The organism is Streptomyces sp. NPDC001204, assembly GCF_053598035.1.
The window spans coordinates 13,497-32,779 of the sequence record NZ_JBSFJL010000041.1; the positions used below are offsets into that span (position 1 = coordinate 13,497).

Annotated in this window: 18 protein-coding genes and 4 pseudogenes; 10 read left to right on the forward strand and 12 right to left on the reverse strand. The window is 69.0% G+C overall.

Annotation, left to right across the window (positions count from 1 at the left end; genetic code table 11):
* Positions 1–19: 19 nt before the first annotated feature.
* From ACWC91_RS36450 to ACWC91_RS36460, 3 genes are all read right to left on the reverse strand, one after another.
* Positions 20–1,168, reverse strand: coding sequence for a HAMP domain-containing sensor histidine kinase (locus tag ACWC91_RS36450; RefSeq protein WP_281155340.1), 1,149 nt, complete (start codon positions 1,166–1,168; stop codon positions 20–22).
* Between the two features lie 40 nt (positions 1,169–1,208).
* Positions 1,209–1,877, reverse strand: a complete 669-nt coding sequence (locus tag ACWC91_RS36455; RefSeq protein WP_281155349.1) for a response regulator transcription factor — start codon at positions 1,875–1,877, stop codon at positions 1,209–1,211.
* A gap of 107 nt (positions 1,878–1,984) precedes the next feature.
* Positions 1,985–2,122, reverse strand: coding sequence for a hypothetical protein (locus ACWC91_RS36460; RefSeq protein WP_281155339.1), 138 nt, complete (start codon positions 2,120–2,122; stop codon positions 1,985–1,987).
* Between the two features lie 65 nt (positions 2,123–2,187).
* Between ACWC91_RS36460 and ACWC91_RS36465 the strand changes: the two are divergent.
* A pseudogene (locus ACWC91_RS36465) lies at positions 2,188–2,391 on the forward strand (IS256 family transposase); the annotation flags it as partial.
* Positions 2,392–2,423: 32 nt separating this feature from the next.
* Here ACWC91_RS36465 and ACWC91_RS36470 read toward each other — a convergent pair.
* From ACWC91_RS36470 to ACWC91_RS36480, 3 genes are all read right to left on the reverse strand, one after another.
* A protein-coding gene (locus ACWC91_RS36470) for an IS3 family transposase (protein ID WP_450640838.1) occupies positions 2,424–3,634 on the reverse strand; the annotation gives its coding sequence in 2 pieces (ribosomal slippage) (positions 2,424–3,391 and positions 3,391–3,634; 1,212 coding nt in all).
* Positions 3,635–3,697: 63 nt separating this feature from the next.
* On the reverse strand, positions 3,698–4,114 hold the full coding sequence (locus ACWC91_RS36475) for an amidohydrolase family protein (RefSeq protein WP_281155336.1): 417 nt from the start codon (positions 4,112–4,114) through the stop codon (positions 3,698–3,700).
* 152 nt (positions 4,115–4,266) lie between these two features.
* Complete coding sequence (locus tag ACWC91_RS36480) at positions 4,267–4,980, reverse strand: SDR family oxidoreductase (protein WP_225080261.1); 714 nt, start codon at positions 4,978–4,980, stop codon at positions 4,267–4,269.
* Between the two features lie 140 nt (positions 4,981–5,120).
* Here ACWC91_RS36480 and ACWC91_RS36485 point away from each other — a divergent pair, with 140 nt between their 5' ends.
* A complete protein-coding gene (locus ACWC91_RS36485; protein ID WP_281155335.1) occupies positions 5,121–5,495 on the forward strand; it encodes a MerR family transcriptional regulator in 375 nt (124 codons plus the stop codon).
* 440 nt (positions 5,496–5,935) lie between these two features.
* Here the strand turns inward: ACWC91_RS36485 and ACWC91_RS36490 are convergent, their stop codons facing one another.
* From ACWC91_RS36490 to ACWC91_RS36510, 5 genes are all read right to left on the reverse strand, one after another.
* Entirely contained in the window at positions 5,936–6,397 is a 462-nt protein-coding gene (locus tag ACWC91_RS36490; RefSeq protein WP_281155348.1) for a nuclear transport factor 2 family protein, read from the reverse strand.
* 385 nt (positions 6,398–6,782) lie between these two features.
* A complete protein-coding gene (locus ACWC91_RS36495) occupies positions 6,783–7,751 on the reverse strand; it encodes a PfkB family carbohydrate kinase (RefSeq protein ID WP_281155334.1) in 969 nt (322 codons plus the stop codon).
* Positions 7,748–9,226 (reverse strand): purine-cytosine permease family protein, encoded by a 1,479-nt coding sequence (locus ACWC91_RS36500; RefSeq protein ID WP_281155333.1) that lies wholly within the window; start codon positions 9,224–9,226, stop codon positions 7,748–7,750. The genes ACWC91_RS36495 and ACWC91_RS36500 overlap by 4 nt, the downstream gene beginning before the upstream one ends.
* A gap of 119 nt (positions 9,227–9,345) precedes the next feature.
* Positions 9,346–10,338: an ADP-ribosylglycohydrolase family protein gene (locus ACWC91_RS36505; protein ID WP_281155332.1), complete on the reverse strand. Its 993-nt coding sequence runs from the start codon at positions 10,336–10,338 to the stop codon at positions 9,346–9,348.
* The gene (locus ACWC91_RS36510) at positions 10,335–11,054 is read right to left on the reverse strand and encodes a GntR family transcriptional regulator (protein WP_281155331.1); all 720 of its coding nucleotides are present in this window, start codon (positions 11,052–11,054) and stop codon (positions 10,335–10,337) included. Before ACWC91_RS36510 ends, ACWC91_RS36505 begins: the two co-directional genes overlap by 4 nt.
* A gap of 55 nt (positions 11,055–11,109) precedes the next feature.
* Here ACWC91_RS36510 and ACWC91_RS36515 point away from each other — a divergent pair.
* The 3 pseudogenes from ACWC91_RS36515 to ACWC91_RS36525 form a co-directional block, all read left to right on the forward strand.
* Positions 11,110–11,349 (forward strand): annotated as a pseudogene (locus ACWC91_RS36515) (Tn3 family transposase); the annotation flags it as partial.
* Between the two features lie 58 nt (positions 11,350–11,407).
* A pseudogene (locus tag ACWC91_RS36520) lies at positions 11,408–11,743 on the forward strand (helix-turn-helix domain-containing protein); the annotation flags it as partial.
* A 44-nt stretch (positions 11,744–11,787) separates the two neighbouring features.
* Positions 11,788–11,980, forward strand: a pseudogene (locus ACWC91_RS36525) (AraC family transcriptional regulator); the annotation flags it as partial.
* Between the two features lie 143 nt (positions 11,981–12,123).
* Here the strand turns inward: ACWC91_RS36525 and ACWC91_RS36530 are convergent.
* The gene (locus ACWC91_RS36530) at positions 12,124–12,669 is read right to left on the reverse strand and encodes a hypothetical protein (protein WP_281155330.1); all 546 of its coding nucleotides are present in this window, start codon (positions 12,667–12,669) and stop codon (positions 12,124–12,126) included.
* Positions 12,670–13,293: 624 nt separating this feature from the next.
* Here ACWC91_RS36530 and ACWC91_RS36535 point away from each other — a divergent pair.
* The 5 genes from ACWC91_RS36535 to ACWC91_RS36555 all read left to right on the forward strand — a co-directional run bounded on the left by ACWC91_RS36535 (position 13,294) and on the right by ACWC91_RS36555 (position 18,663).
* Positions 13,294–13,557 (forward strand): helix-turn-helix transcriptional regulator, encoded by a 264-nt coding sequence (locus tag ACWC91_RS36535; RefSeq protein WP_281155329.1) that lies wholly within the window; start codon positions 13,294–13,296, stop codon positions 13,555–13,557.
* A 219-nt stretch (positions 13,558–13,776) separates the two neighbouring features.
* Positions 13,777–14,613: a DUF6083 domain-containing protein gene (locus ACWC91_RS36540; protein ID WP_348638491.1), complete on the forward strand. Its 837-nt coding sequence runs from the start codon at positions 13,777–13,779 to the stop codon at positions 14,611–14,613.
* On the forward strand, positions 14,610–14,951 hold the full coding sequence (locus ACWC91_RS36545; protein ID WP_281155327.1) for a hypothetical protein: 342 nt from the start codon (positions 14,610–14,612) through the stop codon (positions 14,949–14,951). The genes ACWC91_RS36540 and ACWC91_RS36545 overlap by 4 nt, the downstream gene beginning before the upstream one ends.
* Before the next feature lie 213 nt (positions 14,952–15,164).
* On the forward strand, positions 15,165–16,688 hold the full coding sequence (locus ACWC91_RS36550) for a UvrD-helicase domain-containing protein (protein ID WP_281155326.1): 1,524 nt from the start codon (positions 15,165–15,167) through the stop codon (positions 16,686–16,688).
* Positions 16,689–18,051: 1,363 nt separating this feature from the next.
* Entirely contained in the window at positions 18,052–18,663 is a 612-nt protein-coding gene (locus tag ACWC91_RS36555) for a hypothetical protein (RefSeq protein ID WP_281155325.1), read from the forward strand.
* Positions 18,664–19,283 lie beyond the last annotated feature (620 nt).

Below are 19,283 nucleotides of genomic sequence, written 5' to 3' on the forward strand. Positions count from 1 at the left end.
ACAACGTCAAGGAATTTCTTTACCTTTTGATGACATCGCGCGCGCTGAGCGTGAACGTCACGGTGAGCCCACCCCGGGGGTTCGCGGCGATCTCGAGCGCCGCGTCGTGCACGTCGGCGACGCCGGCCACGATCGCCAGCCCGAGACCGTGATGCCGCTGTCCGCCAGTGCGTCCCGTACCGCGGACGAAGGGCTCGGTCAGGGAGGCGACGGTGGCTTCCGGCACGACGGGTCCCGTGTTCGTCACGCGCAGCTGGGCACCGTCTCCGGTGCGTCCGGTTCGCACCTGGAGCGAGCCGCCTTCCACATTGTGACGCAGCGCATTCTGAAGTAGGTTCGCGGCCACCCGATGCATGAGCACCTGATCGCCGACGGTATGGGCCGGGCGGAGGTCGATGTCCGCCTGCAGGCCGGAGGACTCGAGCTCGTCGCGGAGGTCGTGCAGCGCGTCCGCGGCGATCTGAGCGAGGTCGATGTCTTCCTGCCGAACGCCTCTGGCGCCGATCTCGGCCATGGTGAGAAGCGAGTCGACGGTCTCGATGTTGCGCCGGTTGGTCCGGTAGACGCGTTCGGCGACCTGTCGCAGTCCGGCCCGGTCGAGATCGGCGTCGGCCAGGGCGACCTGCAACACCGTCTGGTTGGTCGCCAGAGGCGTGCGCAGTTCGTGGGAGGCGTTCGCCGCGAACCGGCGGTGGGCCTGGAACGAGCGGTCGAGCTTTTCGAGCATGTCATCGAAGGTGTCCGCGAGATCGTGCACCTCATCCCTCGGTCCGCGTATCCCGATGCGGTGATCGAGAGCGCCCGTCGCAGCGAGCTTCGCGGCCGAGTTGATCGCCGAGAGCGGGCGCAACACCCGGCCCGCAATGACCCAGCCGAGCATCGCGCCGATCACCGCGAGCACGACGAGCACGACGATCGAGACGACGAGCAGCGTGTTGAGGATGTCGGAAGCGCTGGTGAGGTTGAGGCCCACCGCGGTATCGGTCTCGGTGGGGCGAAGCGGCAAGGCCGAGGTGGGCTTGGTTCCCGGGATGGAGAGACTCCCCATCGGCAGGATCGCGTACGTCGGCACATACCTCATGAAGGCGTAGACGGCGCCCAACATCAGCGCACCGCTCACCGTCAAGAGGGCCGCGTAGGTGAGGGTCAGACGGGCGCGAATCGTCATCCGCGGACGCCACGACAGCACACTCCGGGGCGAGGACAGTTCAGTCATGGGGACCGTCGAATCGGTAGCCGCTGCCGGGGACGGTCTGGATCACCCACGGTTTGCCGAGCTTCTTGCGGAGGGTGGAGATGGTCACGCGGATCGTGTTCGTGAACGGGTCGGCATTCACGTCCCAGGCCTTCTCGAGCAGCCGTTCGGCGCTGAGTACGCCGCCGCCAGCCCGCATGAGCTGTTCCAGGACGGCGAACTCCTTCCGGCTGAGGCGCACCTGCCGCCCGTTCCGATACACCTCCTGTCGGAACGAATCGAGCCTGACACCGGCTGCCTCCAGCGACGGGGGCGCCGCCGGCTGGTTTCGTCGCTCAAGGGCACGCAACCGCAACACAAGTTCCGGAAAGTCAAATGGTTTCGCAACGTAGTCGTCGGCGCCCCGTTCGAAGCCGGTGACCTTGTCGTCGAGGGTTCGCGCCGCCGTCAGCATCAGCACCCGGGTGCGTGGGCGTTCGACGACGATGCGCGCACACACGTCATCGCCGTGCGTTCCCGGGATGTCACGGTCGAGGACGACCACGTCGTAATCATTGACCAAGACGTGTTCCAGGGCCGTGTCGCCGTCGTGCACCACGTCAGCCGCGATACTCGCTCGACGCAACCCCGTCTGGATCGCTTCCGCCAGAAGCAATTCATCCTCGACGATCAGCACTCGCATGTCTTCCTCCCACGCTCGCGCCCGCATGGCGCGCCACACGCAGCTAAACACGGCATGGATTGTGAAGCCGTTAAGGAATTCACCGATGCTGCACTCCGTCTTGCCGTTCAGGTCCCACACCACCTCCCGGCGCGGACCGTCAGTTCGGTGGACAGCTTCCGGTTGCCGTTGAGGCGGTAGCCGAAGCTGTCCACGAACCCGAACTTGCCCTTCTCAAGGGTGAACACCGCGAGGTCAGCCGGCACACCCACGGAAAGGTTGCCGGGGAGTGTCTAATCAACGGCGGATCCGATGATCAAGGAGACGCCTGATGAACGAGACCATTACCGAGGACTCGGCCGTGGAGGAGCCGGCCGTCGAGTCGACTGCGGAGTCGGTGTCGGACGAGCAGTTGATCGCGATGCTGGTCGACCGTGCCCGGTCCGACGGGCTGCAGCTGACCGGAGAGGGAGGGCTGTTGCAGCAGCTGACGAAGCGGGTGCTGGAGTCCGCCCTGGAGGGCGAGATCACCGATTGAGGTTGATCCCCGGGAGTGGACACCGGGTTTCATGCGGCGAGTGACAGCGTACGTGACGTGATCAGTTGCAGTTCGAACTCGGCTGGTGTGAGGTAGCCGAGCGCGGAATGCCGACGGCGCCGGTTGTAGTACGACAGCCAGCGGAACAGCTCGAGCCGCGTCTGTGCCTTCGAGGTCCAGCGCCTCCCGTGGAGCAACTCGCGCTTGAGGCCCTGGAAGAACGACTCGGCGAGGGCATTGTCATAGCTCGAGCCGACCTGGCCCATGCTGCGCCGGATGCCGTGCTGGCGGCACACCTCGGCGAAGGCGGCCGCGCTGTATTGGGCGCCCCTGTCGGTGTGGAAAACGACGCCGCGGACCCGGCTGCCGCGGGCGGCCACGGCCATCTCAATCGCGTCGGTGACCAGCGAGGTGCGCATGTGGTCGGCAATCGACCAGCCCACCACCTTCCTCGAGCAGATGTCGATCACCGTGGCGAGGTAGAGCCACGTCGTGCCGACGGCTATGTACGTGATGTCTCCGCACCACCTGGTGTTCAGCGTGTCCGCGGTGAAGTCGCGCATCACCAGGTCTGGTGCGGGCGGCGCGGTCCTGTCCGCGATCGCCGTCCGCTTCTTCTTCCGCAGGTGCCGGCCGACGATGTGGTTGATTCGCATCAGCCGGGTGACGCGCTTGCGATTGATCCTCCGCCCCCGCGCACGCAGCTCGGCATGGACACGCGGGGCGCCGTAGGCGCCATGGTGCTCGGCGTGGACGGCGCGGATCTCGCTCACGGTCCGTTTCTCCTCGGCCTGGCGCTCGACGCGGGCCTGCGCGGTGGCCAGGTGCCGGTAGTAGCCGGCGCGGAATGCCCCGAGCACCCGGCAGATCCGCTTGACGCCGAAGTCGGCGCGGTTGTCGGAGATGAAGTCCCAGCGGCGGGGGCTCACTTCACCTCTCGAGCGAAATAGGCGGCTGCCCGGCGCAGGATCTCGCGCTCCAGGTGCCACTCCTTTTCGGCCTTGAGCAGCCGGGCGTTCTCTGCCCGCAGCCGGGCCAGCTCCTCCGCCTCGCTCCCGCCCGCGTCACGGCGCCCGGGCGCCGCCTGGGCCTCGTCCTTGCGGACCCACGTCCGCAGCGACTCCGCGGTGATGCCGAGGTCCGCGGCCACCGCCGCGTACGTCCGCTTCCCGGCCGCAGCGCGGTAGAGCGCGACCGCGTCCTTCCTGAACTCCTCCGGATACGGAGACTTGCGTCCCACCTGGACATCCCTCCCTGGACCATCAAGATCCATTGTCAGGGTGTCCACTCCAAAGGATCAGCCTCAGCCCTCCTTCATCCACGGGACGGCGACGTCCCACGCGAAGCTGCCGCCGCCGTGGCCCACGTCGAACAGCACGCCACGGTCACGGCCTTTCCGCATGCCCGGGTTGAGCTTGCCGTCCTGGCCCAGTTCGCCGCGCAGCCCGGAGTAGGCGTGGGAGTAGATGTCGCCGGGGCGGAGTTTCTCGGTGAGCAGCGTCTTCAGCGGGCGCTCCGGGCAGTTGGCGCCGAAGCCGACCATCACTGGAATGCCTGCCTCGTCGCCCGCCTTGACGGAGTTGTCGACGGCCGTCCACTCCGGCCCCTCGTAGTGCGCGGTCTTGATGTCGACGATCGCGTCCGGGTACTCCTTGGCCTTCGCCGCGGCCGGTCCCGGGTCCATGTCGTTGAGGTTCTGCTCGTACTTGCCGCCCGCCATGCCCTCGCCGACGATGGCAAGGGAATTCGCATCCTCGGTGTTGTCGAGGACGGCACCCCGGTGCCGAAGCCCTTGCCGGACGGAAACGGCGACATGGCCGAACAGCGGCGATCCGCGCGACCACCGCAGTCCCCGGCTCGCCGGGGTGCAGGTCAGTTCCCTGTCGACTGGGCGTAGAACTGTGCGGGGTCTGCGGCAAGTGAGGCCTTTACATAGCGGCTCGCGGCATCGACCAGCACCTCGATCGCACCGGACTGCACGCCGTCGAGGCTGGCTCGGGCGACGTCGGCCGGGTCGATCTTCGGGACGTCGTAGCCGGCCATGATGTCGGTGTCGGCGGCTCCGAGGTGCACGCCCTGCACCAGGGTCTTCTGGCCGGCGAGTTCGAGGCGGAGGCCGTTTGTCATGTTCCACTCGGCGGCCTTGGCCACGGAGTAGGCGCCCGATTGCTCGGAGGCGGCCCACGACAGTACCGACAGGATGTTCACGATCGCTCCCCCGCCGTTCGATGCGAGAACAGGTGCGAACGCGCGGATCACGCCGAGGGTTCCGAAGAAGTGTGTGTCCAGTTCCAGCCGGATCGTGTCGAGGTCGCCGGTCAGCAGGTTCGCGCGCGTCGCGATACCGGCGTTGTTGACGAGCAGGGTGACGTCGGGGGCCGCGGCAGCCGCTTCCGTTACTGACTGCGCGTCGAGGAGGTCGAGGCGCAGCACCTCGACCCGCGGGTCGCGGACCTCGATCCGCTCGGGGCGGCGGGCTGTCGCGTAGACCTTCGCGGCGCCGCGCGCGAGCAGTTCGTCGACGAAGCGACGGCCGATACCGCGATTGGCTCCGGTGACGAGTGCGATCGAGCCGGTGACATCCATGGTGATTCCTCTCGTTTCATGACCGAGGCGGTCGCAGCCGCCCCTGTGTCGACTACGCTAAAACCTGACGTTGACGTCAAAGGCAAATCATGTGCGGCGACGGGCGCCGGTGATCGGGGCGGAGCGGGAGGAGGCGCATCATGCGGATCGGTGAACTGGCCGGCAGGTCCAAGGTGAGCACGCGCGCGCTGCGCTACTACGAGGAGCAGGGCATTCTCAGCTCCGAGCGCGCGCCGAGTGGCCAGCGGCTCTATCCGGAGTCTGCGGTCGACCGAGTGCGGCTGATCCAGCAGCTCTACGCCGCCGGGCTCGGCAGCCGTGTGATCGCGGCCTTCCTGCCCTGTATCGAGGCCAAGTACGCGGGACCGGAGATGCTCGAGCGCTTGCGCGCTGAACGTGCTCGCATCTCCGCGACTGTTGCCGAGCTTCAGGAGGCGGGGCGGAGGCTGGATGTGTTGATCGAGCTCTCCGCCGATCCGGGTGCAGCGCACTGCCCGGCATCGCTCGACGAGTGAGCACGGTGAACGGCGGGCCGGTCACCGTCCGGGCCGGCCGCGGAGCTCTCCGCGATGGTGCCCGGATCTCATTCCGCTATGGTCTCGGCCGGTATCGCAGCGAACGGCACCCGCTCGACCTCCTGCCGCAGCCTCTCCCGGGCCCCCGGCAGACCGGGCTCCGACGGCACCAGCCACCTCCGCAGGCGACGCGAGCGCAGGAGCCGTCCCCGCCTCTCCCCCGCCGACCGGCGTTCATGCCCGCCCGACCCGAACCAGAGTTGGCGACTCCGGGCACGCCGCCCATTCGACTCCGGACACGAACGTGAACGCAGGGCAGCCCGCTCACGAGTAGGGCGTTGCGTCTCGAGCACGCCTCAGCGCCATCATCCGGCCGGCCCGGCCGCTTTCCAGCTGCTGGGCGCGTTCCGGGGGTGCTGCCGGCTGTGGGGGCTTGTCGGTCAGGGGGGCGGGGTCCAGTCGGCGGGGAGGCCGGACTGGGCAAGGACGGCGCCCAGGCTGTAGAAGTCCTGTTCGGCAGTGATACGGCGGCGGTCGGTGTCGAGCAGGGTGGCCACTGGCACGGCGAAGGGCTTGGGTGCGCCCTCGATGTGGCCGGCGTAGATGCCCTCGATGGTGATGTGGCGGCCGTCGCGGTGGGCGGCGTGCACGGTGACGTGGACGTTGTCGATGAGGCCGTCGGTGCGGGCCTTCCAGCCGGCGATCTCCTGACGGCCATGGAAGGTGACGCCTACGCCCTGGTCGGTGTATGTGCCGTCGGGGGTGAACAGCGAGCCGAGCGCATTGGGATCGGTGCCGTTCCAGGCGCCGGACCAGCCGGCGACGACCTGGGCAGGTGCCGGCCGGCGGACTGAGCGGCGAGGGCGGTGGTGCCCAGTGCGGTGGTGGCAGCCATGGCGCAGATCAGAGTGGCCGCGGCGCGGGTCGGGCGGAGCTTCATGACGTCAGTCCTTTGGGTGATGGTCCGTGGGGTGGCGGACGGTGCGGGTTTTCGCCGGTGCTCCGAACCTGCTTCGAGGTCGCCTCAGCCGCCCACTTCAACTCATCGCGAGTCGGCGAGAAGAACAGATGCAGCTCATGCGCGGTGATCAGCCGCTTGAACCGCGGATACGCGGTCCGCTCGATCGAGGGCACAACCCACCCCGGCCCCAGCCGACAACAACATCACCGCCAACGACACTGAGCCGAACGAGGGAAGGGCCGGGGCCTCCAAGGGCCTCAAGATCAACTCGTTGCCCCTTTGGCGCGTATCTGGATCACACTCTATGCGTACGCCCGTTCGGGCCTTTAGAGGCTTTCGGCGCCAAACAGTCGCTTCGCGAGGGGGTCCTCCCTCAGGAACGCCGCCAGAGCCGCTCGGTCCGGCGCGGTGGCGGGGCCGCGGCGGCCCACCGCGTAGGCCGCCGCCGCGTTGGCGCCGCGGGCGGCCGTCAGCGGGTCGTGGCCTTGGCCGAGCAGGGCCAGGAACGAACCGACATGGGCGTCTCCCGCGCCGTTGCTGTCCACCGCGTCGACCGGGAACCCCGGCACATGCGTCGGTGCCTGGCCGGGCGCCGCCAGCCAACAGCCGTGCTTGTCGGCCCGTACGAGCACGCCCGCGCCTGGGGCCAGCCGGTCCCGTAGTGCCGCCACCGCGGCCCGCGGATCCTCGTGCCCGGACATCAGACGGGCCTCGCGGGCGTTGACGCTGAGCCAGTTGGTACGGGCGAGGACCGGCGCGAGAACGTCCTCGGGGATGTCGGCCACCAGGGGTGCCGGGTCGAGGCAGACGGTGATGTCCGCCGGGAGAGCGGCCGTGAAGCCGGACAGCAGCGGGCCATTGCCCGGTAGCACCAGCCCATAGCCGGAAAGTTGCAGCAGATCACCGGGACGCAACCCTGCGGCAACCGTGCCGATGTCCGACGGCGTCAGGGTGGTCTCGACTCCGAAGCTGGTGACGAAAGTGCGTTCGCCACCGCTGTCGATCAGGGCCACGGTGAAGCCGGTGTCGCCGTCTGTACGGGCGGGCAGCAGCGTTTTGATGCCCTCTGTGGCGAGCGCCTCGCGTACGAGATCGCCGTACGGTCCGGTGCCGTGCAGCCCGGCGAATACCGCTTCCGTGCCGAGGCGGCGGGCCGCGACCAGGGTGTTGAAACCGCCGCCGGCGGTCGTTTCGGTACGGGTGCCCATGACGTCGCCACCGCGTTCGGGCAGCGCGGGGACCTCGATCACCAGATCGGCGATGACGTTCCCGGCGAGGACGAGACGGCCGTTCACTGTCCGGCCCCCTGAAGAGCAGGTGAAGTGGATTCGTTCCCGTTGCCCGTGAGGGCGCTGGCACGACGGCTGAACAGCGCGTACACCGCGGCGCCGACGGCCATGGAGATCGCCCAGCCGAGACCGTTCACACCGAACCAGGTGCCGGAGAGCGGGCCCGCGAACCAGACGTCGGTCTCGCTCGTCGAGGCCTTGGTGAAGAGCAGGCCGGCCACGATGGCGGCGGCCCAGCCGAGGACGGCGGGCACACGGAATCCGCCCGAGTACCAGTACCGGCTGGTCGGGGTGGTGTCCATCAGCGCCTCGGGGTCGTACGTACGCCCGCGCAGGGAGTCCACCGCGATCACTCCGATCCATGCCGAGATGGGTACGGCCAGCAGGGTCAGGAATGTCGAGAAGGGCCCGTAGAAGTCGTCGGCGATCAGCATGAAGTAGATACCGCCGACGAACATCAGCACCACGTCGAGGGCGACGGCGGCGGCGCGCGGCACCCGCAGCCCCAGGGTGATCATCGTCAGCCCGGCGGAGTAGGTGGAAAGGTGGTTCGACATCAGCAGCCCGCCGAAGGCCGCGACGAGGTAGGGGATCGCCATCCAGGAGGGCAGCATCGCGTTGATGGCGGCGACCGGGTCGGAGGAGGTGGCGAGCGACCGGTCGCCCGCTGAGAGCAGCGAGCCGAGCGAGATCAGCAGCACGAGAGGGATGCCCGCGCCGAACGCGGAGGCCCCGATCAGTCGGCGGCCGGGTATCTCGCGGGGCAGGTAACGGGCGTAGTCCGCCCCGGCGTTGGCCCAGCCGATCCCGGTGCCCGCGGCGATGAAGCCGACACCCGCGATCGCCCCGCTGGTCGGCCCCGCCGGGGCGTCGAGGACCTTGGACCAGTCGACGGTGGCGACGAGGAAACCCATAACGACCAGGTTGAGGACGCCGAAGACGACCGTGGCCCACTTGTTGATCCACATGATGGTGGCATGGCCGAGTCCACTGATGAGCAGTGTGCAGCCGATGAAGACCAGCAGACAGACGAGCGTGAGCACGGTGTTCTGGCCGACCCCGAACACGGTGTGCAGCAGCGCCAGCAGCGCGTACGCCGCGGTCGTGGTGGTGATCGTCTCCCAGCCGACCCGGCTCAGCCAGGTGATCAAGGTCGGTCCCGTGTTGCCCCGCTGTCCGAAGACCGCGCGGGAGAGGGTGAGCGCGGGCGCGCCGCCCTTCTTGCCAGCCAGGCTCAGGGCTCCCACCAGCGCGAACGAACCGAAGGAACCGACGACGGCGACGAGGGCCGCCTGCCAGATGTTCAGGCCGCGGAAGGCGACGAGTATCGCGCCGAGCGGGAGACCGAGGATGCTGATGTTGGCGGCGAACCAGGTCCAGAACATCTGGCCGGCCTGGCCGTGCCGCTCGTTGTCGGGGACCGGTTCGATCCCTCTTGTCTCAATGGCACCGACGCGATCGTTCGTCTTCGAAACGGCCATGACGGAACCTCCTTGCAGGGTGCGGAGTGGCAGGTGGGGAGGGAGAGGGGGAGGTCTGCGTGTGCTGGGCGAAGCGGCGGGAACTCGGGGTCCGTGCCCGGCTCCGGGTTCTGGGCGGCTCAGCGGAGGGTGAGCAGCCGGGCGGTCAGAGCTTCCAAGTCGAGGGAGTTGACGGTCCGGAGCGTGCGGACGGCCTCGGCGGGCAGCCCCGAGAGCCCGGTGACTGACCCGGCGACCGCACCGGCGATCGCCCCGATGGTGTCGCTGTCGCCGCCGAGGTTGGCGGCCAGCAAGGCGGCGCGCCAGGGATCGCCGTCGGCCACGGCGAGTACCGCGAACGCGGCGGGCACCGACTCCTGGCTTGCGACGCTGGTGCCGACGAGCGCGACGATACGGTCCAGGGCCTCAGCCTCCGGGAGATCCCGCACGAGGTCCTGTGTCCACTCGATCCGGGACGCGATGTCGGCGCCGGCGATCCAGTGCCCGCGCCGCGCACCGGCCCGCGCCGCGGCCACCGCGGCGGCCACGGCTTCGCCCAGCGAGCCGCCGCCGACGCCTGTGCTGACGGCAGCGGCGACTGCGGCCGCGCCCGCGATGCCGATGCTGGTGTCGTGGGTGACTTGGCAGGACTCCACGACATGGTCCAGGAAGGCCTCCAGCGGCTCGGCGGTGAAGGCGATTCCGACCGGGGTGACACGCATGGCTGCGCCGTTGGTCGTGCCGTTCCTGCCCGCTTCCTGAGTCGGGACACCACGGGCCACCGCGTCCAGAGCGGCCTTGGTGGACGGGCCGAGGAGATCGAAGGAACCCTTGGCCTTCATCTCCTTCTCCCAGTTGAGCAGTTCATGGGCGAGGCGGAGCGGGTCGATACGGCCGCGGCCCTCGTCGATCAGCCGGCCGACGATGACGGCCTGGTCGGTGTCGTCGGTGACGGACCCGGCTGGCATGCCCGCGCTGACCGGATTGTCGGGGCGGGCGGGCTCGAAGCCGGTGAGGGTGCCGTAGACCCGGACGACATCCTCCCTGGACATCACCTGAGTGGGCATGCCGAGAGCGTCACCGAGGGCGAGTCCGTAGTAGGCACCCAGGGCGCGGTCGAGTGAGTCGGTCACAGTCGGCCTCCTCGGCCCGAGCGTACGTGCAGTTCGAATTTGGCGGGGTCGAGCAGGCTGGTGACCTGCTCGACGACCGAGCCGTCGGCCGCCCGGTACACCTGGGTCAGCCGCAGGAAGGACTCGCCGGTCGAGCGATGCAGGACGGCGGCCTCCGCCGCGTCGAGCCCGCGCACCGACACCACGCCCTCGCCGGAGTCGGTGATACGGCCCGCAGCGATCAGCGCCCGGCTCAGTGACCCACCGTCGAGGCCGCGTTCGGGCAGCCCGGCCAGGTCCCCGGTGGCCGGGACTCTGCTGTGCTCGAGCGACACGCCCTGCCCGTCGGCGAGCCGTCTGACCCGGTCCAAGGCGATGAACGCGCTCGATTCGAGTCCCAGCTCGACGGCCAGCTCACGGTCGGTCACCTCATCGAAGCGGAGAGTCTCGGTCGTCAGTTCGGTGCCCTGCTCGGCCAGGGCCCTGGTCCAGCCGAGTCGATTGTCGAGCGGCGTTCCCTCGAAGGTGATGAAGGAGCCGATCCCGGCGTGGGTGGAGATGAGCCCTTCCTCACCGAGCACCTGAAGTGCCTGCCGCAGGGTGGTGCGGCTGACGCCGAAGCGTTGGGTGAGCGCGTGCTCCCCCGGGAGTCTGCTGCCGTCGGTGTGCACGCCGGCTCGGATCTCGTCGGCGAGGACGCGGGCGATGTGATGATGCTTGTGTACCTGTCCAGGCATGTCTAGACAGTAAGTGAACAGGTTCCGTCCGTCCATAGCCAGTAGAGAATTCCTCGTGGGGCGCCTGTCCCACGTCGACCAGACGTATCTGCGGCTGGCGACGTACCGGGCGGCGAACGCGACCCTGATCGACCACCAGGCGTCCATCCCGCTCACCCGGGCGTGGAGCGGCGGCCTGGCGGCCTCTGTGGACGACATGCGGTTCGCCGTCCCGTGCCGTCGGTGTACACACGTCCGAATCCCCGGTCCTTCGGGAGGCGAGGGGGCGACGTGGCTGAACATGATCAACGACCAGGCGGCCGGGCTGGGCGGGAAAGTCGTGGCCGGCATCCCGCGCGACTCCCTGTACGTGCTCGCTCGCCGACACCCGAGCCTGGGCTCTGGAACGCCTCACGCAGCCACTCACCGTGACCCAACTCGCCCGCCACGCCGGCATATCCGAACGTTCCCTCATGCGCCGGTTCGTCGAGGAGACGGGCACGACGCCACTGCAGTGGCTGGCGGGCGCCCGGCTCGGCCTGGCACGCGAACTCCTCGAGACCACCGACCAGTCCATCGACCTGGTGGCGCACGACTCCGGCCTGGGCTCGGCCGCCAACCTGCGACTGCATTTCCGGCGCGCGCTCAACACCACGCCGACCGCTTACCGGCGCGCCTTCACCCGCCACGTCCCGGACCCGGACACGTGACGTCCCCTCGAGCGGGCGAAGAAGGCCTGTGGCCCCTGTTTCCCGTGCCCTCCTCCCGCCTGCGTCGCGTCGCCGTCCTCGTGCTCGAGGGCGCGAAGCGGCTCGATGTCGGCATCCCCGCTCACGACCCGCGCCAGCATGCCGTACGAGGTGAGGGTCTGCGGCGCGGCACCCGGGCTCGTGACCGGCGGCGACGGCCTGTCGTACCACGTCGCCCACAAAGCGTCAGCCATCGCGGGCAGCTAGATGCCGACGGCCTGTTCGACGGCTAGGCGAGCCATCTGCAGGACTGGGCGAACCGGTACGCGCACTCAATGAGGTGGTCGACCGCTCTGTATGCGGTCGTCTGTCGGTTGCCGGGCGGGTGGTTGCCCTGCAGATTACGACAAGGCGTGGAGGATCCAGTGCAGGTCTTCTGAATCCGGGCGGACTCGCCCAGTTTTCAGCAATCCGGTTGATGCCAGTTGACTCAAGGTGTTGGGCAGTGCAGAAGGCGAGATACCGCAGGCGCGTGCTATCTGGTCGAGCTCGCACAGGCCGCTACCGACTTCCGGATCGGTGTGTGCCGCGAGGTAGAGGTACGCCAGTCGCGGCACTGGGCCGGTTGCTCCTGCTGTGGAGGCGCGCAGTGCCCAGTCTGCCGCGCGCATTCGGTCGGGGCGGGCTGGGGCTTGGCCAAGCAGCGTGGCGTCGAGTAGTGCGACAACGATCTCGTTGGCCGTGCTTTCAGGGAGTGGATACAGCCATCGTGCGTGGTCCAGTTCGCGCCATAGGCCTGGGGTGGTGTTGAGGCGGAGGCTGCGCAGCACGCCTTTGGACAGCCGAGCTTCCATTTTGGCGTTCATGCGGAGGGCGCATTGCAGAGCCAGCAGGCGTGCGGCGGCCGAGGTGCTCGCTGGCAGTGCCGCGGCCAGGTAGCTGAGCATTTCGCGGACCCGTACCTGTTCGCCTGGGCCCTTGAGGCGGCGTCTGTGTCGGCGGCCGCTTGCAGGCTGCAGTGGTGCGCGGGCGAGGGCTGTGTCGGGCACGACGGCGGCGTGTGCTGTTGCTGCGGCGCAGGCGGTGCAGGCGTCGGCGAGTCGCCAGAGCCGTCCGCCGTGTTCGCGTGCAAGTAGGAGTCGGATGGGGCCGGCGCAGCCGCGGTGGCGGGGGTGCCAGCGGCAGCCTCGTTCGTGACATTGGCAGATGCGCAGGTGTGGTGGGCGGAGGTCGCCGCGTGCGTGCCGTGCGAGGTGGGCCAGAGCGGCTGAACGGGCGGAGGCCGTGGTGATGCGCGTGCTGCCGTGTAGGCAATGCCGGCATACGAGGACGAGCCCGTTGGCATGCGGGTGCAGTTCCACGGTCCAGGCGCGTGGTGTCGCCGGGCATGTTGTGCGCAGCGTCATGAGCGCATGTTCCTCCTGCTGTTTCTGCGCCGATTGCGTCTTCGGTTGTGGGGGTGGCCGTCCACCGTAGTGCAGAGGTCTGCCCTGCCGCAGTCGATGCCACCTGGGCAAATAGGGCAGAGGTCTGCACTGACAGGGCGGGGGTCTGCACCGTCGGATGGGCAGGTGACGATCTTTCCGCCCGATCCGGACCTCGATGCGCTGCGGTTGGAGCTCGCGCGTCTGCGGGCCGCGCGCGGGTGGAGCTACGACGAGCTCGCCGCCCGCAGCGGCCTGGCCAGGCGCACTCTCATCGAGATCGAGCAGGGGCGCACCATCGGCGCGCTGAAGACCTGGCACGCTCTGGCCCACGCCTTGGATACCCCGTTCGACGAGTTGTTCAGCACCCTGTGCCGCGGGCATGACCTGCCCGGTTCGTCCCGGGACTGACACTCCGCACAGGCGGCGGCTGCAGACCACTCGAACCGGCGAAACGTATAGAACGTGCGATCACACGTTCGCACGCCAGTCGCAGCACATGAGGCCGACCAGGCGACATGTCAGCGCTGCTGTCGTGGATCCGGCGTGTTGGCTGACAGGTTCGCCCGCATGCGCTCTACACCACCTTGCGCGGCCCGGCACTGGGACGGCAGTCCGATCGCCCAGCGTGTGCGCCGTTCCCTGCAGGTCACCCCCGGCGGCGTCAGCCGGCTGCTGCGCTGTGGCCACAGCGACCGGTGCCGCGAGTGCGGCAACCGGATCGAGTGGTACCGCCGCGGCAGTCAGCGGACCGTCCGCCTCCATCCCCGCGAGCTGCCGGCTGCCTGGGTACCGGCCGTGTGCCGATGGCACGTCAGCTCCGGCGTTGCCTACCCGGCGGGGGACGGCAGTAGCTGGTGCCGCCTGCCGCACGCCGTCGTCTGCCCCGCCCGGGAGGCTCCCGCGCCTCCTCCCGAGGTGGCCGGGCTGCGCCGGGCTCTGGCGGTGAACACCCGCCGCCTGATCGACGCTGGCGTCTTCACCCCTCCCTCGGCTGGACCGGGCGGCCCGGCACCCCAGGAAGGAGGTTCGGCGCTCTGCCGCCCGGTCCGCCCCATCGTGCAACTGCTATACGTGCGCTGCCTGGCCGCCCGCCCGGTGGACGAGATCCAGTGCGTCGCCCAGACCCGGCGCCGCCAGCGTTGCTCCAGTACTCTCCTCTCCCCCGATAGCCCGGCTGGCGTCTGGAGGCTGGTTCCGGCCACCGCTGTGAGCGATCAGCTGGCCCTGCCCGCTGCGGTCATGGCGGTCTACGACCTCAGCGGCATCCCGTACGCCGAGCAGCTGCGGTGGCGCGCCCAGCGCTGCCTGCAGCATGCCGCGATCCCCACGGTCGCCGACCTGGCGGTGGCTGACTGGGAGCCCTTCGACCCGCTGCGCCACCACGAGCACATCCATAACCGCCTGCCCGCCCGCGCCCGACGCCCTGACCCTGCGGGCAGGACACACCAGGAAGCCCGCCCATGACGCCCTTCCATGCCGTCGAGATCACCCTGACCAGGCCCGCCACCCGCAGCGAGCTCCGGCACGCCCGGGAAAGGGCCCGGCTGGCCGCCAACGCGGACCGTACCCGGCTGATGGCTGTCCAGAGCGCACGCAGCCCCGACGGTGTCCTGCACGCGCTGCGACGCCAGCTCGGCACGCGGTTGCCGATCGACATCCTGACCACGCACTACCCGGACCGCAGCGGCCAGGTACTGCTCAACATCGCTCTCAGCCACTCAGTCGACGCCGCCCTGCGCCCTAGGGCAGCGGCCGCAGGATGTGCTCAGCCAGTGCGTGACCGCGGGCCTTGCCCGGCATGAGCAGGAACGCACCCGGCGCCTGGAGAACCGGCTCGCCCACCACACACTCGAAGAAGTCCTGGCCTGCGCGGCCCGCGCTCTGCCCGGTCGGCATCACCACCGCATCCCGGCAGCGCCGTGAACCCATCCTGAAAGCTGCGCCCTGCCGAGACGGCAGCGAAGACCGCTGTCCCCACTCCCCCGACGCTTCTCTTCTCTTTCGCGGAGCCCTTGTTGCACACACCCACCGACGAACAGGCGCATGCTGCTGACGTTTTCCGGGCCGGTCACCATCTCGTCCTGCAGGCCGGCGCCGGGACAGGGAAGACCAGCACGCTCGGCCTGCTCGCCGCCGGCACCCGCCGCCGCGGCCGTTACCTCGCCTTCAACAAGAGCATCGCCCAGGACGCCGCCGCACGCTTCCCCCGCACGGTGCTGTGCAAGACCGCCCATGCCACGGCCTTCGCCGCCGTCGGTCACCGCTACTCCCGCCGGCTCAACAGTCCCCGACAGCCTGCGTGGAAGGCCGGCCAGGCGCTCGGCATCACCCGTCCGGTCCGCATTGGCGCTCACGAGATCAGCCCCCGGGCGCTCTCCCACACCGTGCTGCGCACCGTCACCCGCTACTGCCACTCAGCCGACCGCACCCTGGCCGCCCACCATGTGCCACACCTGCGCGGCCTGGACACACCCGGCGCTCACGCCCAACTCGTCAACAAAGTCGTGCCGTTCGCCACCAAGGCCTGGGCCGACCTGCACAACCCCGACCAGGGCGTGGTCCGTTTCGAACACGACCACTACCTGAAAATGTGGGCCCTGAGCGGGCCGACGATCGAAGCCGACTTCCTCTTCCTCGACGAGGCCCAGGACACCAACCCGGTCCTGGAAGAAGTCTTCGCCGCCCAGCGCGACCATGCCCAGCTCGTCATGGTCGGCGACTCCGCTCAGGCCATCTACGGCTGGCGCGGCGCCCGCGACGTGATGACCGGCTTCGACGCCACCCCCCTCACCCTGACCCGTTCCTTCCGCTTCGGCCCCCTGATCGCCGAAGAGGCCAACCGGTGGCTCAGGCTCGCTGATGCCCCCATCCGCCTGACCGGCACCGAGACCATTCCCACCGAAGTCGGCAGCCTCAATCGCCCGGGCGCGGTACTGTGCCGCACCAACATCGGCGCCATGGCCGAAGTCATGCGCCTGCTCGCTGCTGGCCACCGCGTCGCACTCGCCCGCGGAGGACAGCAACTGGCCGCGCTCGCCCTCGCGGCCCGCGATCTCAAGGACGGCCGCCGCACGACCCACCCCGAACTCGTCCTCTTCCCCTCCTGGGGCGAACTGCAGGACTACGCCGCACACGACCCCGCCGGAGGCGACCTCCAGCCCTTCGTCGACCTCGTCGACACCCACGGCCCCGGCGCCATCCTCACCTCCGTCGACCAACTCACCAGCGAAGACCACGCCGATGTCACCGTCACCACCGCCCACACCGCCAAAGGCCGCGAATGGACCACCGTCAAGATCGCCGATGACTTCCCCCCGCCCAAGGACACCGACCAGCATGACAGTCAGGGCCGCCCCATCCCGGAACCCGTCAACGACACCGACGCCCGCCTCGCCTACGTCGCCGTCACCCGCGCCCGCCACCGACTCGACCTCGGCGGCCTCTCCTGGATCAACACCCACCCCACCGCATTGACCCCAACTGCTGAGAAGCCATCCGCTACCGATCGACAGGATTGCCGGGTCGAACAAGAGGCCTGATCGGGTGATCGCGGTGAGGTAGGCGCGTGAGGACACGGCCTCGCGGTAGCTCGGGGGTTACGAAGCCAACTGATCAGTCAGACGGTTGGCGCTGGTAGTACGCGCCCGTGCCCCCCCTAGCGTGCAGCCGTGCCGGACGCCCTCGTTTAGGGCATCCGCCATGAGGGCCACGGACGGACGGGAGGACGACGGGCCGATGAGGCTGGCCAGCGTGCATGCCCTGGTGCGGCGTATCTGGACGGTGGAGCTCCGCCCGCGGGCGGCGGACCAAAGTCTCGTCTGCCCTCACTGCACCGCCCACACCACACCCCTCCCCTTCCGGCGAGCTCTGCGCAATCCGCCGCGCTGGCGCATCTGGCCTGCCACGCCCGCGCCAATGTACTGCTGGGGCATCTGCGCACCTGCCAGTGCCGGGCGCAGGGCTGCTGCTGGCATCCGCGGTATCGCGGATGCGCGGGACCAGTACTGCTCACCCTCACCCGCAACCGCGGCGGCCGCACCTGGCGGCTGGCCGACACGTGTGCGGCCTGCGCAACGACGACGAGTCATACCGCCATCATGCTGGACGCCCTGGTCGGCCCTTACCCGCCACGCCCTCCTCGTTGCCCGTCGACTCCCCCACGCAACAGGCCCGAGTTCGGGTTCGACCAGGGTGTGCGAGTCCGGGAGATGCTCACCTACCTCGGCGCCGTGCTGCCCCGGTTCACCTCACCTGCCGCCAGGCTGCTGGCCCTGCAGTGCGCTCTGCGACTGGCTCGAGATGCCTGACCTCAGACCAGCCTCCTTGAAGGTGCGGCTGCTGGATGCCGCGGTCCTGGACCAGGCTCCCGGTCGCAGCGCACGCCGCCGCGCCGCGCACTGGACACTGCGCGCCGCGCCGCTGCTCGTGCCGCCCACCGCACCCTATGCCCTGCGACTGACCGCGCTCGTGCTGGCCGCACACACCTCTACCCAAACCCACCACAGCACCGATATGGATGTCCTCGCCCGGCTGTGCAGACACTCATCCCACCAAACCGCGGAACTGCTGGACCGGCTGACACACAGCCGCACCCTGGCCGCCTGGCATCACAACCAAGACACGGACGAAGTCCTGTGGCACCTCCCTCGCCGACCGACCGACCCCCAGTCCAGGCCCCGTGCAGCGTCACTCCACGGAACTATGAAGCTCAAGTTGAGGAAAAGACATCACTCAAGAGGAACAACAGACTTCACCCACCCGTACTATCTCTACGCCGGGCTACACGCAGCAATCATGTCCACTGCCCCTTGGATCCCAGCCCAAGAACACAGGCGCTTGGCTCTCTACGCTCACGCCATAGGTGCTGCACGCCCGGCCAGGAAACGAAAGAAAGGTCAACTCATGTCCGAAACCACTGCTGTCGGCACTGAACTCACATCGCAGTACGCCGCACAGGTGACCAGCGACCTCGAACGCAACGCAACGGAGCAGGAACGTATCAGTGCGGAGATCTCCGCGCTGCAGGAGCATCTGGCCGCCCTGCAGCATGACGAGTCTGTTCTGGTCAACGTGCAGCAAGCGCTTGGCACTGCGCCGGCGCCGGTTCAGCCTGCAGCCAAGCCGGACGGCGCCGCGGTACCTACTCCGCGCAAGAAGACCTCGCCTGAGCCCGGAGCCGGCAAGCGGACGCGAGCGAAGAAGGCAGCTGGCACCCAGGGCGCCACGACCAGCAAGAAGTCAGCGGCCGAGAAGACCACGGACAAGAACGCAGCCGCGAAGGCGAGCCCGAGCCAGCCCACGCTCGTCGAACTCGTCCGCAGTCTCCTCACCCAGCAGAGCGAACCGCGCTCCGCGGCCGAAGTCGCCACCGCACTCGACAAGGCCCATCCCGAGCGCCGCATCAAGACCACCGTCGTGCGCACCACCCTCGAGGGACTCGTGGCCAAGAACCAGGCCCAGCGGGCCAAACAGGGCACCTCCGTCTACTACACCGCCCCCAACACATCCGAGTAGACCACCACACCGGCCCAGGACGAGGCACAGTCCAAGCAAGCCAAGTAGCACCGTTGGAGAGCGCACCCTCGCCACGGCGATCGCAGATGGCCGGGCAAGATGTCGCAGGCGGTTCAGGCGACTCTTTCTTGATCGGGTTGATCGAGCCATTCACGAGACCCCCTGGCGAGGGCAACACCAGCTTGATCCGGGCCGCTCGCCGCATAATCAGCCAGGCTGCACCTACCCGGTCGTGATCGAGCAGTTGGCGAGGGAACGGGCCGAGGCCGGCCCTGGCCGAACGGGATGATGCCCTCACCGCGAGGGACGCCGCACTGGGCGTCACTGCCTTGCCCACCACCCCGCCGCAGCAGCGGGCCGTCCCCTCCGGCGGGCAGACCCGCCGCCCGCTTCCGCCGCGGGGACGCCGGTGACGAGCCGCTGTGGCGGCAAGGAGCCCCTCCGAAGCGCCCTCTACATCCACGGCGGCCTCCGCATTACCGCTCAGCAGACCGGCGGACTACGAGCTGACACTCCCAAGGTCCCCGCGATCGTCGGCTTCGGCGTCGCCGCCCACCTCATCACCACCGACGCCGTCCCACCCCCACCGTGCATCCGGGCCCTGCGCGACCGGCCCCAAG

Bases quoted from the DNA above. Each gene is read 5' to 3' on its own strand.
- ACWC91_RS36485 (WP_281155335.1), top strand. From the start codon at position 5,121: ATGCGGATCGGTGAACTGGCCGGCAGGTCCAAGGTGAGCACGCGCGCG.
- ACWC91_RS36480 (WP_225080261.1), bottom strand. From the start codon at position 4,980: ATGGATGTCACCGGCTCGATCGCACTCGTCACCGGAGCCAATCGCGGT.
- ACWC91_RS36555 (WP_281155325.1), top strand. From the start codon at position 18,052: ATGTCCGAAACCACTGCTGTCGGCACTGAACTCACATCGCAGTACGCC.
- ACWC91_RS36450 (WP_281155340.1), bottom strand. From the start codon at position 1,168: ATGACGATTCGCGCCCGTCTGACCCTCACCTACGCGGCCCTCTTGACG.
- ACWC91_RS36510 (WP_281155331.1), bottom strand. From the start codon at position 11,054: ATGCCTGGACAGGTACACAAGCATCATCACATCGCCCGCGTCCTCGCC.
- ACWC91_RS36455 (WP_281155349.1), bottom strand. From the start codon at position 1,877: ATGCGAGTGCTGATCGTCGAGGATGAATTGCTTCTGGCGGAAGCGATC.
- ACWC91_RS36500 (WP_281155333.1), bottom strand. From the start codon at position 9,226: ATGGCCGTTTCGAAGACGAACGATCGCGTCGGTGCCATTGAGACAAGA.
- ACWC91_RS36545 (WP_281155327.1), top strand. From the start codon at position 14,610: ATGACGCCCTTCCATGCCGTCGAGATCACCCTGACCAGGCCCGCCACC.
- ACWC91_RS36475 (WP_281155336.1), bottom strand. From the start codon at position 4,114: ATGGCGGGCGGCAAGTACGAGCAGAACCTCAACGACATGGACCCGGGA.
- ACWC91_RS36530 (WP_281155330.1), bottom strand. From the start codon at position 12,669: ATGCTCAGCTACCTGGCCGCGGCACTGCCAGCGAGCACCTCGGCCGCC.